Annotated in this window: 11 protein-coding genes; 5 read left to right on the top strand and 6 right to left on the bottom strand. The window is 57.8% G+C overall.

What is annotated here, in order from left to right:
• The first annotated feature begins 167 nt into the window (after window positions 1–167).
• The 5 genes from FSO04_RS11185 (at window position 168) to FSO04_RS11205 (ending at window position 7,624) form a co-directional block, all read left to right on the top strand.
• Window positions 168–1,907, top strand: a complete 1,740-nt coding sequence (locus FSO04_RS11185; protein ID WP_154559749.1) for a CocE/NonD family hydrolase — start codon at window positions 168–170, stop codon at window positions 1,905–1,907.
• Window positions 1,908–1,971: 64 nt separating this feature from the next.
• Complete coding sequence (locus FSO04_RS11190; RefSeq protein WP_154559750.1) at window positions 1,972–2,760, top strand: enoyl-CoA hydratase/isomerase family protein; 789 nt, start codon at window positions 1,972–1,974, stop codon at window positions 2,758–2,760.
• Window positions 2,761–2,871: 111 nt separating this feature from the next.
• On the top strand, window positions 2,872–4,608 hold the full coding sequence (locus FSO04_RS11195) for an AMP-binding protein (protein ID WP_154559801.1): 1,737 nt from the start codon (window positions 2,872–2,874) through the stop codon (window positions 4,606–4,608).
• 119 nt (window positions 4,609–4,727) lie between these two features.
• The gene (locus FSO04_RS11200) at window positions 4,728–6,482 is read left to right on the top strand and encodes an FAD-dependent oxidoreductase (protein ID WP_154559751.1); all 1,755 of its coding nucleotides are present in this window, start codon (window positions 4,728–4,730) and stop codon (window positions 6,480–6,482) included.
• Between the two features lie 194 nt (window positions 6,483–6,676).
• Window positions 6,677–7,624 carry a hydroxymethylglutaryl-CoA lyase gene (locus tag FSO04_RS11205; protein WP_154559802.1) on the top strand — a complete coding sequence of 316 codons (948 nt, stop codon included), beginning with the start codon at window positions 6,677–6,679 and terminating at the stop codon, window positions 7,622–7,624.
• 75 nt (window positions 7,625–7,699) lie between these two features.
• On the opposite strand, the gene FSO04_RS11210 is transcribed toward FSO04_RS11205, so the two are convergent.
• The 6 genes from FSO04_RS11210 to FSO04_RS11235 all read right to left on the bottom strand — a co-directional run bounded on the left by FSO04_RS11210 (window position 7,700) and on the right by FSO04_RS11235 (window position 14,121).
• Complete coding sequence (locus FSO04_RS11210; protein ID WP_166618170.1) at window positions 7,700–8,383, bottom strand: TetR/AcrR family transcriptional regulator; 684 nt, start codon at window positions 8,381–8,383, stop codon at window positions 7,700–7,702.
• Window positions 8,384–8,453: 70 nt separating this feature from the next.
• Complete coding sequence (locus tag FSO04_RS11215; RefSeq protein ID WP_154559753.1) at window positions 8,454–9,527, bottom strand: maleylacetate reductase; 1,074 nt, start codon at window positions 9,525–9,527, stop codon at window positions 8,454–8,456.
• A 27-nt stretch (window positions 9,528–9,554) separates the two neighbouring features.
• Entirely contained in the window at window positions 9,555–10,439 is an 885-nt protein-coding gene (locus FSO04_RS11220) for an intradiol ring-cleavage dioxygenase (protein WP_154559754.1), read from the bottom strand.
• Window positions 10,440–10,472: 33 nt separating this feature from the next.
• Window positions 10,473–11,396 carry an amidohydrolase family protein gene (locus FSO04_RS11225; RefSeq protein ID WP_154559755.1) on the bottom strand — a complete coding sequence of 308 codons (924 nt, stop codon included), beginning with the start codon at window positions 11,394–11,396 and terminating at the stop codon, window positions 10,473–10,475.
• 544 nt (window positions 11,397–11,940) lie between these two features.
• Window positions 11,941–12,780, bottom strand: coding sequence for an aldo/keto reductase (locus tag FSO04_RS11230; protein ID WP_154559756.1), 840 nt, complete (start codon window positions 12,778–12,780; stop codon window positions 11,941–11,943).
• A gap of 249 nt (window positions 12,781–13,029) precedes the next feature.
• Window positions 13,030–14,121: a porin gene (locus tag FSO04_RS11235; RefSeq protein WP_154559757.1), complete on the bottom strand. Its 1,092-nt coding sequence runs from the start codon at window positions 14,119–14,121 to the stop codon at window positions 13,030–13,032.
• Window positions 14,122–14,219 lie beyond the last annotated feature (98 nt).

The following is a 14,219-nucleotide window of genomic DNA, read 5'->3' on the forward strand; positions in this document are numbered from 1 at the left end:
GTTCGTCTTGCATACTTTACGGACGTGAAGTATAGTGAATTACGGAACCTGCCTGATCGTGCGGCTCTCGATGAGCGAACGCAAAAGCGCATGTCGGCGGGTAAAGCAAATTTTCGGCCTTGAGACGGCCGTCTGTTGACGCCGAACAGGCCAACGAAGGAGGAGACATGATTGAAGAACGCGACATCGTCGTAACGATGCGGGACGGAACCCGTCTTGCGGTAGACGTTTATCGACCGGATGCGGATGGCAAGTATCCCGTGCTGTACGCTTCAGCGCTGCACAACAAGGATCTCCAGGGTCCGGATATTGCGGATGTCTTGCCCCCACAGCCCGCCCATGCGCCGCTCTGGTTCGGGCCGATAGAAGCCGGGGACACTCGCCGCTTCATCGCCAATGGCTATGTACACGTTATTGCGCAACCGCGCGGCTCCGCAAAGTCGGAGGGCCACTACGGCGAGGAGAATACTGACCATTACGACATGATCGAATGGATCACGCAGCAGCCGTGGTCCGACGGCAAGGTCGGCATGGTGGGGATCTCGGGTTTTGCGGGTGAACAATGGCGTGCGGCGGCGCAGGGCCACCCCGCGCTCAAGGCAATTTTTCCGTACGACGCCTGTAGCGCATACGGCGGGATGTTCGGGTTTCGGGACTTCAATCCCGGTGGCGTCATTCACACGTTCCCGTACCTGCTTGACGTTTTCAGCACGGTGCATGAGCCGCGCGGTGTGCCGGGTACGTTACCTGAAGCGCAAGAGGAACTCTGGCGCGCGGCCATGCGCAATCCCGACTACAAGATGTACATCAATCTGTACAACATCCTGACGCAGAAGGGGCAGCGCACAGGGGTGATGTACCACATCATGACGAACCCGTGGGAGCCGGAGGGGACGGTCGAACGAGCCGAGGAAATTTTCAAGTCGATCAAGGTGCCGTTCTATACCGGCTCTGGCGCCTACGCTTACACGTACAAATTGCACTGGCTTGGCGCGCAGCATTACTTCAGCAATGTCAAACAGCCGCGCAAGCTGATCTTTACGGGCCCTGCGCATCTGGAGCGGCCATTCCATCAGTATCACGACGAGGTTATTCGCTGGTACGACTACTGGTTGAAGGGTATCGATACCGGCATCATGAACGAACCGCCGGTCCGTTACTGGGTGATGGGCGCCAACGAATGGCGAACGGGTAGTGACTGGCCTTTGCCGGAGACGCAATGGGCGAAGTACTACCTTTCAGGTTGGGAGCAGCTTTCCACAGACGCCCCTCGACCTTCAGCGGAGGTTGGCAACGCGCATCGGGAACCTGATGTCTTCACGCAAATGCCGCTCAAAAAGACGTCCAAGGTTGAACGCCTGCGTTACATGACTGAGCCGCTTGCGCAGGACGTACTGGTGGCGGGTCCGATTTCGCTGACGCTCTATGCTGAGATTGATCAGACGGATACGAACTGGATTGTCGTACTCAAGGACGTCGGTCCGGACGTATCGGTGGTTACTGCACGCGTCGGCGAACGGTCGGTGCCGGAGACGCTACCTGAGCGCGAACTTACCCGCGGCTGGCTGAAAGCGTCATACCGTGCAACGGATCCTGCCCGATCCACGCCTGCGGAGCCGTTCCACAAATTGACGAAAGAGTCGATCTCGCCTGTCACACCTGGCCAGATCGTCAAGTATGAAATCCAGGTGCTCGCAACGGCAAACCAGTTCAAGGCCGGCCATCGGATCTGTATCGAGATCTGCAGCATGGACGTGCCGACAGGAACGGGCGCGATGACCGATGTCGAATACATTCCGTATCACGTCACCAGCAGCAACACGGTCACTCACAAGGTTTACCGTGACGCGGATCGTCCTTCACATCTGCTTCTTCCGATCATTCCGTTGAATCAAGAGAACTCCTGAATTACGAAACATTCCCGAGCGTCACAGGCGCTCGGTGAATCTGACTGAATAGTGAGGTTAGGCGATGAAAAGCATACGTTTTGAGCGCGACGGGAAGGTCGGGAATATCGTTCTGGCGAATCCGCCGTACAACCGTCTCGATGCACGGTTTGCAGAGTGTCTCCGGCAGGCGGTTCATGAAGCCAGCGAAAGCGACATCCGGGTACTGGTCGTTCGGGCCGAAGGGCCCAACTTCAGTCTCGGTGGCGAGGTTCGCGAATGGCCGGGAAAGGACTTGAACTGGTTTCGCACCTTCGTCGCGGAAATCAACACTTCGTATCGCGCAATCGAAGCGCTCCGCGTCCCGACGGTAGCGGTGGTGCAGGGTCTGGCTTTCGGCGGCGGCTTTGAACTCGCGTTGAACTGTGACTTCATTGTGGCGTCAACCGACGCCGTGTTCCGATGCGTCGAGGTCACGACGGCGATGCTTCCCATTGCAGGAGCGCTGCAGCGGCTGGCCGAGCGAGTGGGGCGCAGCAACGCGTCCCGTTTCGCGATGCTGGGTGAGGCGATTCCCGGCAGCGTGGCCCGGGACCTCGGGATTGCAACGCACGTGGCTGAACCCGATGCGCTCGAACGTGTTGCTGCCGAGCTGATTACGCAGCTCTCCGACGGTCCGACGCTTTCGTACGCAGCGACGCGCACCCTGCTCAAGGTGTGGTCAAGCGGCGGCATCCCCGGTGCGGATGCCACCATGCTGGATGTGTGCATGGACCTGTACAACACTGCGGACGCCAAGCGAGGTTTTGCCAACACAGCCGAGGCGTTCGATCGTGATGAAGAACCGGGCGAGATGGTTTTTCACGGGAAATGAAGCGTTTTCGATGTCGGCCTTCGACAGGGGCCGACGGCATTGCAATCGCTAGATAACTCCGTTCAGCGGAATTTTTGACGGAAACGCGCAGTAACGATGGAGGATGGCTTCATGCACACTTTACCCGGTTCCCTTACGCTCGAAGCGCCTGCCGATGGCGTTGCCTACGTACGGGGTTCGACGGACGTTCCGTTGAGCGAGTCTACAGTCGGCCAGTTTCTGAGGGAAACAGCACGCAGATTTCCTGATCAGCAAGCTGTGGTATTCCGGGAGCAACTTGTACGGTGGACATGGAGCGAATTTGACGATCATGTCGATCAGCTTGCCGCAGGGCTTCTGTCGTTGGGAATAGGAAAAGGGGATCGCGTTGGCATCTGGTCTCCCAACCGGTTCGAATGGTTGCTCACGCAGTTCGCGACGGCGCGCATCGGTGCCGTGCTGGTCAACATCAATCCCGCCTATCGTGTGTCGGAACTCGAGTACGCGCTGCGGAAAGTGAAATGCAAGGCGCTCGTCACCGCCGAGAGTTTCAAAACGTCGAACTACATTTCGATGTTGCTCGACATTGCGCCTGAACTCGCGTCACAGCAGCCGGACGAGTTGAAGGTCGAACGTCTGCCGGACCTTCGCACGGTGATCTCCGTGGGTGACTGGCGCGTATCGGGCGTCATGTCGTTCCACACGGTCATGCAGCGCGGAGAGGGGATTCTTCGAGACGAAGGGCGTGAGGTAATCGACACCGTCGAGCAAACACTTTCTTCTCAGGACCCGATCAATATCCAGTTCACGAGCGGCACCACCGGCAGCCCCAAGGGTGCAACGCTGACGCACCGAAACATCATCAACAACGCACGCTTTGTTGGCATGGCAATGAAGCTGTCCGAAGCCGACTCACTGTGCATTCCTGTCCCGCTATACCACTGTTTCGGCATGGTGCTCGGCGTACTGGCGTGCGTGTCGGTTGGCGCTCAGATGGTCTTCCCGGGCGAAGGATTCGACGCCGGCGCGACTCTCGCAGCCGTCTCGGAAGAGCGTTGCACTGCACTTCACGGGGTGCCGACCATGTTTATCGCTGAACTGGGGCACGCGGACTTTGCATCGTTTGATCTGAGCAGTCTGCGGACCGGGATCATGGCTGGATCGCCTTGTCCGGTCGAGACAATGAATCAGGTTGTGACCAGGATGAATATGCGAGAGGTCACCATTGCGTATGGCATGACGGAGACCAGCCCCGTATCGTTTCAGAGCGGAACCACGGATCCGCTCGATAAGCGCACGACAACGGTCGGGCGGATTCAACCTCATCTCGAAGTCAAGATCGTTGATTTCGACGGTAAGACTGTATCGGTCGGCGAGACGGGAGAACTCTGTACACGAGGGTACTCGGTGATGCAGGGGTACTGGGAAGACGAGACAAAAACGCGCGAAAGCATCGTTGACGGATGGATGCATACGGGTGATCTCGCAACGATCGACGCCGACGGATATTGCAACATCGTCGGAAGGTTGAAGGACATGGTGATTCGAGGGGGAGAGAATATCTATCCCCGCGAAGTTGAGGAATACCTCTTCAGGCATCCAAAAATACAGAATGTGCAGGTGTTCGGCGTGCCGGATGAGAAGAACGGCGAGGAGTTGTGCGCCTGGATCGTGCTTCGAAAAGGCGAAGGTTCGACTGAGGAGGACATCAGAGACTTTTGCCGAGGACAGATCGCGCACTATAAGGTACCCAAATATATTCGCTTCGTGAGCGAACTGCCTATGACTGTTACGGGAAAAGTACAGAAGTTCGCCATGCGTGAGGAGATGATCCGCTATCTCAATCTGACCGAGCACAAGACTGCCTGACAGGTTAGCGAAAACCGGACAGGATCGTAAAAACAGAGACTCGTACACTCACCTTGAATTAGTTATCCGAACTACACGGAAACGGTGAGGCACGAAGGCATGACAATTGGAGGTGTCGAATGTATGAAATAACCACGGACGTACTCATCGTCGGAACGGGGCCTGCCGGCTCCGCCAGTGCCGCGCTGCTTTCGACGTACGGTATCGACAACATGGTCATCAACCAGTATCGCTGGCTGGCCAACACGCCGCGGGCGCACATCACGAACCTGCGCACCATGGAGGTCCTGCGCGACCTCGGCCAGCAGGTGGAGCAGGAGGCCTACCTGCACGCGACCGATCAGGATCTGATGGGTGGAACGGTTTTCTGCGAAAGCCTGACCGGTGAGGAGATTGGCCGGGTGCCCAGTTGGGGACTGCATCCGCTCTCAAGAGCGGAACGTCAATTGTCGAGTCCGACCAAGATGAACGATTTGCCGCAGACGTTCATGGAGCCGCTGCTTTTCAAAACGGCTTGCTCGCGAGGAACTGAAGCGCGGATGAGCACGGAATATCTGAGTCATACGCAAACTGACGAGGGTGTTCTCACGCGCTGCCGTGACCGATTGTCCGGGGAGGAGTTCACGGTCAAATCAAAGTACCTGATCGGCGCGGACGGCGGGAATTCCAAGGTCGCAAAGGACGCAGGTCTGCCTTTCGAAGGGCAGATGGGTGTGCGGGGATCGATGAACATCTGGTTCCGTGCGGACCTGTCTGAATTCGTCGCACACCGCCCGGCAGTGTTGTACCCAATCATGCAACCGGGTGCAGAAGTGGGCGGTATCGGGATGGGCCTGATCCGGATGGTTCGGCCGTGGCACGAGTGGTTGATCGTTTGGGGCTATGACATCAACGAACCGGTGCCGGTTGTGGACGAGGCAAAGGCCACCACGATCGCACGCCAACTCGTGGGTAAGCCGGATCTCGAGATCGAACTGTTGGGTGCGAATACCTGGACAGTGAACAACATGTACGCGACCCGCATGCAGGAAGGGAGAGTGTTCTGCATGGGCGATGCGACCCACCGGCACCCACCGTCCGGCGGGTTGGGCTCCAACACGTCGATTCAGGATGCGTTTAACCTCGCATGGAAGCTCGCGGAAGTCATCAAGGGGCGCGCGGGTGAAGCGCTTCTGGATACCTATTCGGCCGAGCGTGCGCCGATCGCCAAGCAGGTTGTAACCCGCGCGAACCAGTCGATTGCCGAATTTGCTCCGCTCTATAGCGCGCTTGGAATCGACAAATCGAACGACGGCGAGGTCTTGCAAGCGAATATGCATGCTCGAAGCGGGTCCACGGCGGCCGCCGAAAAACAGCGCGACGAAATCCGGGAAGCATTGGCGTTCAAGCGATATGAACTGGACGCCCAGGGCGTAGAGATGAATCAACGCTATCGCTCGAGCGCTGCGGTGACCGATGGGCAAACCGAACCGGAGTTCACGCGCGACCGTGAGCTCTATTACCAGGCGACGACATGGCCGGGTGCGCGTCTGCCTCATGCCTGGGTTTTCGACGCTCGTGGACGCCAACACTCCACGCTTGACCTCGCAGGACATGGGCGATTCGTGCTGTTCACCGGTCTGGGCGGCGAAGCATGGGTTGAGGCCGCCTCAAAAGTCGGTGAGGAGCTGGGGTTGAAGATTGACGTACACGTAATTGGTCCGCGGCAGGCCTATGCGGACCACACGGGCGACTGGGCTCGCGTGCGTGAAATCGGCGACAGTGGTTGCGTATTGACCCGCCCGGACCATCATGTTGCGTGGCGTAGCCTTACTTTGCCGAGTGATCCGGCAGCCGAACTTCGCCGGGCCTTGGGACAGGTGCTCTCGAAGTAAATACTAGAAGCGAGCGTCTCGCCTGGATTCGTGTGATTGCGGGTCGACGGCGGGACGCATGAACAATTCGTCGGGCACCGTTAGTCTTGCTCGCCGCAGGCATGTGGGCCCACTCGTGATGGAACCGTTTCTGCGGTGTCGCAATCGTGCCCCACGTCGCGAGGGTGGACCTTCGCCACGAAATGGAGTTTCAAATGAATCAGCAGGAACGTTGGAGGCAGGGCACGGATAGCGGTCTTCCAAAGCGCGTACACATTGTCGAAGTCGGGCCTAGAGACGGTTTGCAGGCGGAAAGCACGTTCATACCAACGGACACCAAGATTGAACTGGTCAATCGACTCGTTGGCGCCGGCGTACGAAGAATCGAAGCTGCGTCCTTCGTGTCGCCAAAATGGATTCCGCAAATGGCCGACGGTGCGCAAGTCATGGCTGGGATCGATCGCGCAGCGGGGGTCTCGTACGCAGCGCTGACACCCAACATGAGAGGGCTCGAGGCCGCGATTGAGAGCAAGGTCGACGAGGTCGTCATTTTCGGTGCCGCGAGCGAAGCATTTTCCATTCGCAACATCAATTGTTCTGTAGCGGAATCGCTCGAACGCTTTGCGCCGGTCGCGCGGATGGCGAAAGAAACGGGATTGCAATTGCGCGCCAGCATTTCATGCTCCTTCGGATGTCCGTACCAGGGGCCGGTGAGCGTTGATGCCGTCGTCGATATGGTCAGGCGCTTTCGCGATCTGGGGTGTGACGAAATCGATATTGCCGACACCATTGGGGTGGGCACGGCGCACCAGGTTCAGCGAGTGGTTGAGGCCGCTTCCAGGGAGTTTCCGTTGGCAAGTCTCGCTGGCCACTTTCACGATACCTATGGGCAGGCATTGGCAAATATCTTCGGTGCCCTTCAGGTCGGAATGACAACGTTCCACGCGTCCGTTGGTGGACTGGGCGGTTGCCCCTATGCCAAAGGCGCAACCGGTAATGTTGCTACGGAAGATCTGCTCTACCTTCTAGATGGCCTCGGGATCGAAACAGGCATTGACCTGGACGCCGTCGTTTCGATTGGCGATTGGGTGAGTCAGCAAATGGGCCGGGAGAATGGTGCGCGCGCGGGTAAGGCACTGATGGCGCGCAAGGCGCTCAATTGATGTTGTTGTGTCGACGGAGATCGCCCGTTTAGAGCGGGCGTCGGCGCAAATACCGCGTTGCGGGATGCGGCCCCCCTAGCGTGACGCAAATGCTCCAAACACGAGCTGCTCCACGGTGCGCCAATATTCTTCGGCCAGCGCCGGATCGGACGGTGATAGATCACTGGTCGCCGAAAATTCCGGACCGAAGCTCGAGAGGGTCGACGTCAGACTAATCAACATATAGTGGAAAACAATAGGCTCGACGTTGGGTAGTGCGTGTTCCTCCTGAGCGGCGCGGATTTGCGGAAGCAACCAGCCGATCAGCGGTTTCAGGAAAGCATCGGCGAGCCATTGCAGCCGCGAGCTGGAACCTAGCGATTCCTGAAGTATGAAGCGGTGAAACTCGGGAAACGCGACAGTGAATCGAAATAGCGCCCTATATGCCAGCTTGAGCCGATCGACCGCGCTAGCCGGACCGAGGCTGGACAGACTTGCATCGCGTTCTTGCCGGACACGTTCGAATACATATTCGGCTACCGCCTGCCACAGAATCTCTTTGGAACGAAAGTGGTAGGTAACGAGCGGATGTTGCATTCCAATCCGCTCTGCAATGCTACGAATACTCGCGACCTCGAAACCCTTTGATGAAAATTCAGTAAGGGCCGCATTTAAGATGGCCGCACGCGTTTCCTGCGCGCGAAGCTGTTCAGTACGCTTCAGTTCAACCGGGCGACGTGCCCGGATATCTCTTGCCTCAGAAAGTGTGTGTGACGGCATGTGCGAATACCTTGCGACACGTTGAAATGAATAATGAGTGTCTGGATCATTGGTCCGGACGAAACTCGCTCTACAAGCCATCAATCGGTGCGCTACCGTCGAATGCGCGCTGCAGTAAAGCGCGAATTGCTCCGCGTTCTAGCGAGCGGGGATTCCAGTAGGCGTTGTTGCAGGCAATGTCGGCCGCCTGGTCGAGTTGTTCTTCGAGCATACCGATCTCCTTCAGCGCAACGGGCGCACCGTTTGCGCGCGCGAGTTCGTACAGACCTTGTGCAGCGCTGTCGTGCCCGAGCGCCCGCGCAATCCGTCTCATCGCATCAGGCACAGCGCCTGCGTTGTACGCCAGGGCGTGCGGCAGCACAATGGTATGGGTGGGTGCGTGCGGCAGATTGAAACTGCCGCCGAGCGTATGGCATAGCTTGTGATGCAACGCCATGCCGACGCTTCCGAGCACGGCGCCGCAAAGCCAGGCACCATAAAGCGCATCGGCGCGTGCGGATGGGTCGTTCGGCTGGGCGACGATTTTGGGTAAGCTGCGCGCGAGCGCCGCGATGCCTTCTTCGGCCATGAGGCTGGTAAGAGGATTGGCATCGCGTGAATACAGACCTTCTGCCGCGTGTGCGATTGCGTTGATGCCGCTGGTCACGGACATGCTTACCGGCAAAGTCAGGGTCAGGTCCGGATCGTAGACCACCGTTTTGGGTAATACGCGCAGATCCGTGCCCGTCCGTTTCAGGCCCGATTCGGTCAACCCGAATATGGGCGTCATTTCACTGCCGGCGTAGGTGGTTGGCACGGCGAGAATGGGCAGACCTGTCTCGAGAGCAAGACCCTTCGCGAGGCCGATTGCGGAGCCGCCGCCCACGGCGATGAGGCAGTCGGCATCCAGCGACGCGGCAACCGTGCGTACTTCCGTGACCAGTTCGACCGGCACGTGCATGGCAGCTCGATCAAAGACACCCGCTGCGAGCACACCCAACTGATCGGCAACTGATACACCCAATGTGCGTTGTTCGTGACTACACAGAACCAGAGCGCGGCGTACTTGCAGCGTGTGCAATTCACGTTCGATGTGGGTGCGTGAGCCGCACCCGAAGACGACACGCGTGCCGCGCCCGTTATAGACGAATTCAGATGGTGACATGGCGGGTTCCGGCGAGAATGTGCCCGTTCATGACCCGTGTACCGCAGGGTTGAGAACGAAGTCGTAATCGAGCGTATAAAACGGGGTGTCCATCGCCGTGCCGTCCGGCGCGATACCCGGCGAGTGCTCGACCCAGTCGACGATCAACGTTGAGCGCACGCCGAATACGGCGTCCGAATCGAGATACTTGTCCCCGTTGCGGAACACGTGCGTAATCAACGGCTCGTACCCTGGCGCCGTGATCCAGAAGTGCAGGTGGGCTGGCCGCCACGGATGGCGTCCGAGCGCATCTAGCATTCGACCAACCGGCCCGTCGTGCGGAATGGGATAGGCCTCGGCGAGAATCGAGCGGAAATGAAAGAGCCCGTCGGGCAGCGTCTGCAAGCGACCACGTGCTTGAAACTCCACGTTTGGATCCTGCGAGTCTCCGTACTGCACGTCGTAGTACCCGTCTTCATCGGATTGCCAGACCTCGATCGCTGCCCCGGCGACAGGTTCTCCCGAAAGACCCCGAACGCTGCCGGCAACAAAGCAGGGAAGACCCGCTGCGCCGTTGGAGATATCGTCACCGTTCCTGTACTCGGGAGCACCGGCAACAAAGAAGGGACCAAGAACGGTTGCTTCCGTGCATTCGACCGGCTTGCGGTTGTTCTGCGTTGTAACCAGCATCGACAAGCCGAGCGTGTCGGACAGAAGTACGAACTCCTGGCGTTTTTCATCCGTGATATGGCCAACCTCGGTGAGGAAGTTGATGGCGTATGCCCATTCACTTTCGGTCAACTTCACGTCTCTTGCGAACGAATGCAAATGCTGGACAAGGCTGGTCATTACGGTGCGCAGCCTGTCGTTGTTACAGCCGGCCATTGCCGCGAGCACCGCCTGGGTGATGGTGTCTTCGTTGATATTACGCATCGTTTTTCCTTGAACTCCGCGTTCGCAATACAGTTAGCGCGCAAGCAACCGGGCAGCATTGTCTCCGTACACCTTGTCCATCTCAATGCCGGGAATGTGGATATTATCGAGAACTTTCCCGAACTGCCGGATTGCGCTTACCGGTGCGAACGGGAAGTCCGTCCCGAAGAGAATGTGATCGGGGTCTGCCACTTGTGCCAGCGCACTGAGGGGCGCGTTGCCGGCGGAAAGTGCCGTGTCGAAGTAGAAGGATCGGACCGCCGCCAACGTGTCGCCCACGCGCTCGGCCACCGCGGGCATCATGGAAATTGACAGGGCGATGCGAGGGACGAGAAACGGCAGCGTCCCCCCGGCATGCGAAAGGATAAACCGGATGTTCCTGAAGCGGCTCATCGCCCCTGAATTGATCAGGCTGGTGGCCGTACGTGTCGTCTCGAAGGGAAACTCGAGCACGGACGCAGGAGCGACCGACGGCACATCGTGAGGCGGCTGGTTGGGGTGAACGAAAACCACCGTCCCGCGCCGGTTCAATTCTTCCCACAGCGGCGTGAAATGCTCGTCCCCCAGATACCGTCCGTCGTAGTTCGTAAAGACAATGAAACCATCAACCTTCAACACGTCAAGACAATAGCTGACTTCCTTCAGAGAGGCGTCGATGTCGGGCAGCGGCAAGCTCGCGAAGGAACCGAACCGTCCAGGATGCCGGGTTCTGAGTTCCGCAGCGTGGTCGTTGCATTTTCTCAGCAGCGTGGCTGCATCCGGAAGTGTCGGGCCGGATGAGATCGACAGGATGCCCTCGTCGATTCCGTTTTCATCCATCATCGCGAGGGCTGCCTCGACGGACCAGGTTGGGGCCACGCCGCCCGGCATCGCCGCATTCAGCAAGTCCAGCCCAACCGCGTCCACGTAGAGCTTCGGCAGGAAATGTTGGTGCGTGTCAATTTTTCGCTTCGGCATGGCCGTTGTCTCCTATGAAGAATTCTTTAGCATCGGGCGGGGGCATTCCCTCCTCGGCGTAGATCCATCTTATACGTTATTTTTTACGTTTGCAAAGTTTAGTGAGCGATGCAATCGCCGACGTGTTTCCGGTTGGATTGATGCGATGTCACATGCGCCGGTGCGGATTGAAGGGTGTCTTAACGTTTCATCAAGTGCAATGATGCTTTGCAATTCAGGAGATGCACGCGTGAAGGTATGCGACCATACTATGGACCCACGAATCAACCCATTGCGGGTTTCGTTGGGCCGATGTCGGCTCGATTCATGATTCCTGACGCCAGCGTGGAGGCGTCAAACTGCAGCACCTATGGTGGATAACCCACGCCAGTACGGGCAGGTTTCAGGCTGACCCATATCGATCAGGAAGTCGAAATGATAAAGAAGGCAACGTGCAGACGATCGGTTCCGCTGGCGCGACCTGTGCACTGCACAGTCACCGCTGCGTGCCGACCATGATTGAACCCGCTGTTTCGTTTTCTGTCTCGCGCCAGAGACCAGACAGTTAAACGCCCGTGCTATCCCACCGCGGGGCAAGACCGGGCGGATCGACAATTCGGCTGTTTGTCGTCGCCAATGCGTGGATTGCGGCCATGTCCGCGTCATCTAACTCGAAGTCGAATACCGCCAGGTTTTGTGCCAGCCGATCGATCCGCGTGGTTCTCGAAAGCGCCACAACGCCGCGTTGTTGAACAAGCCACCGCAAGACGATCTGGGCGATGGTTTTGTCATGGCGAGCGGCGATCTCCTTGAGAGTTGGGTCCGAGAACACGCGGCCAACCGCCATGCCGCAATATCCTGTCACGGCAAGCCCAGCCTCGCGTGTGCTTTTGATGAGCAAGGACTGGTTCAGATACGGATGGTATTCGAACTGATTCGTGACCAATGGAGCCGCCGAGAGCCGGATCGCTTCGGTCATCTGTGCGCGGTTGAAGTTGCTGACGCCTATGTGCCGGACCTTGCCGGCACGCACGACCTCATTGAGCTCCCCAATCTGTTCGGCGAGAGGCACATCCGATCCCCCTGGCCAGTGCAGCAGGAGCAGGTCGATGTAGTCCGTCTTGAGCTTGCGCAGGCTTTCGTTGACGGACGCATCGAAGTGTCTTGCTGAGTAGTTGCTCACCCAGACCTTGGTCGTCAGAAATATTTCGCTTCTTGGGATGCCGGATGCGGCGACGCAGTCGCCGATTTCTGCCTCGTTACGGTAGATTTGCCCGGTGTCGATATGACGGAAGCCGGCACGAAGGGCTTCAGGAATCATTCGATAGATGTCGTCGCCAGTCATCCCGTAGGTGCCAAAGCCTATGGCCGGAATGGCCGCGTTACCGGCATGGACGTTCTGCATGCTATTCCTCATAGACTAAGTGCCGGGCGGCGGCCGTGAAAGAAGCCGCCGCTCGGCGTGTGATCTCGTCAAAGGAAAGGTACGCGATTGCATGCCCGGAAAGAAGCCTATACATTTCGATGCAACCTATCGTCAGAGACGATACACATCCGGCAGGATTCCTTCGACCAATTGCACATGTTTGTGGGAGTCAGCCTGAGGCTGCACTGCCAAACGAACGTACCACCAGTCGAGGTTAGCGTTGCACTGCTAAAAGTTGTGCTGAATACCAACCGAGATGCCGGTCGTGGACCGACCGGATGCCACGCCTGCGGCCGCGAGCGAAGCGAAGCCATTGGCGCCTGACGCGTGTTGGTAGGTCACCTGCTGGTAGACAGTAGTTCTTTTCGACAGGATGTAAGCATTCGAGACGGTAATGGTCTTCCAGTTTCCGCCGTCGAGATTTTCCACCCATCCGCCAATCGAGAGGACATCATCGGGCACGATGGTCCAGTTCGCACCGGCGTCAACGGTGTTGGCGTTACCCCGGCCAGTCGCCAACGTGATGCGCGATTGCGTAAACGTGGCGTGTAGAAGCACATTTTTCAACTGATACGACGCGCCGAGCCCCCAATTGACGAGCTTGTTGGCGACAACGCCTTCGGCCTGCGGAAGTGACGTTCCAAAGAACGACGGCAGGCCGATAAAACTGGAAAGCTCCAGAAAGCGGTTGTTCTCGTTCGCGTACGTGGCTGCCAGACTCAGCGGCCCTCCCTTGTACTGGACAAAGAAAGAGTAGTTCCTGCTTTCGCTGAAATTGCCGGCCACATTGCCAAATGCAAATTCCGCCCCCGAGGAGAACCCGCCAAGGGTCGGGCTCACATATTTCACCGCATTGTTGAACTGGAAAAAGTTGGCAATTTCATCCAGATTGCCTTGGTGAAGCGTGAGAATGTTGCCGAGGAGGAAGGGCGTTTGATAGTTGGACAGAATGTCATACATGAAGCTCGGCTGGTGACCGAGCGTCAACGTGCCATAGCTGTCCGATTGCAGTCCGACATACGACTTTCTGTTGAATAAGGTTCCAGGAACAAGTGCCCGGCCATTGTTCAGTAGGTACTCGTTCTGAAGATCGAAGATGGTGCGTATCCCGCCGCCGAGATCCTCAACTCCCTTCAAGCCGAAAATGTCGGGTGCGTGCGTGTTTCCCTCCTGGACAAGGGCGTGTCCTCTGACGTTGCTGATGTACTGCACTGCAGTGTCCGCAATCCCATATAAGGTAACGCTGGATTGCGCGTTGGCGGCACTGGTCACAGAAAGTGCGACGAGCGCGCCTGCCATCGTCCGTCCAAAAATTGCCATGCCTTGTCTCCGAACCGGTTGTTACTTTTCTGAAGAAAGTTATTTGAATAAAGGGGAGCGTATGAAATATGTACTACTGATGAAATGAGGGGCTAAAG

Origin of the sequence: Paraburkholderia madseniana (genome assembly GCF_009690905.1) — a bacterium.
Classification (GTDB): Bacteria; Pseudomonadota; Gammaproteobacteria; order Burkholderiales; family Burkholderiaceae; genus Paraburkholderia; species Paraburkholderia madseniana.

Coding starts and splice junctions, on each gene's coding strand:
- FSO04_RS11185 (WP_154559749.1), top strand. CDS start 168: ATGATTGAAGAACGCGACATCGTCGTAACGATGCGGGACGGAACCCGT.
- FSO04_RS11190 (WP_154559750.1), top strand. CDS start 1,972: ATGAAAAGCATACGTTTTGAGCGCGACGGGAAGGTCGGGAATATCGTT.
- FSO04_RS11195 (WP_154559801.1), top strand. CDS start 2,872: ATGCACACTTTACCCGGTTCCCTTACGCTCGAAGCGCCTGCCGATGGC.
- FSO04_RS11200 (WP_154559751.1), top strand. CDS start 4,728: ATGTATGAAATAACCACGGACGTACTCATCGTCGGAACGGGGCCTGCC.
- FSO04_RS11205 (WP_154559802.1), top strand. CDS start 6,677: ATGAATCAGCAGGAACGTTGGAGGCAGGGCACGGATAGCGGTCTTCCA.
- FSO04_RS11210 (WP_166618170.1), bottom strand. CDS start 8,383: ATGCCGTCACACACACTTTCTGAGGCAAGAGATATCCGGGCACGTCGC.
- FSO04_RS11215 (WP_154559753.1), bottom strand. CDS start 9,527: ATGTCACCATCTGAATTCGTCTATAACGGGCGCGGCACGCGTGTCGTC.
- FSO04_RS11220 (WP_154559754.1), bottom strand. CDS start 10,439: ATGCGTAATATCAACGAAGACACCATCACCCAGGCGGTGCTCGCGGCA.
- FSO04_RS11225 (WP_154559755.1), bottom strand. CDS start 11,396: ATGCCGAAGCGAAAAATTGACACGCACCAACATTTCCTGCCGAAGCTC.
- FSO04_RS11230 (WP_154559756.1), bottom strand. CDS start 12,780: ATGCAGAACGTCCATGCCGGTAACGCGGCCATTCCGGCCATAGGCTTT.
- FSO04_RS11235 (WP_154559757.1), bottom strand. CDS start 14,121: ATGGCAATTTTTGGACGGACGATGGCAGGCGCGCTCGTCGCACTTTCT.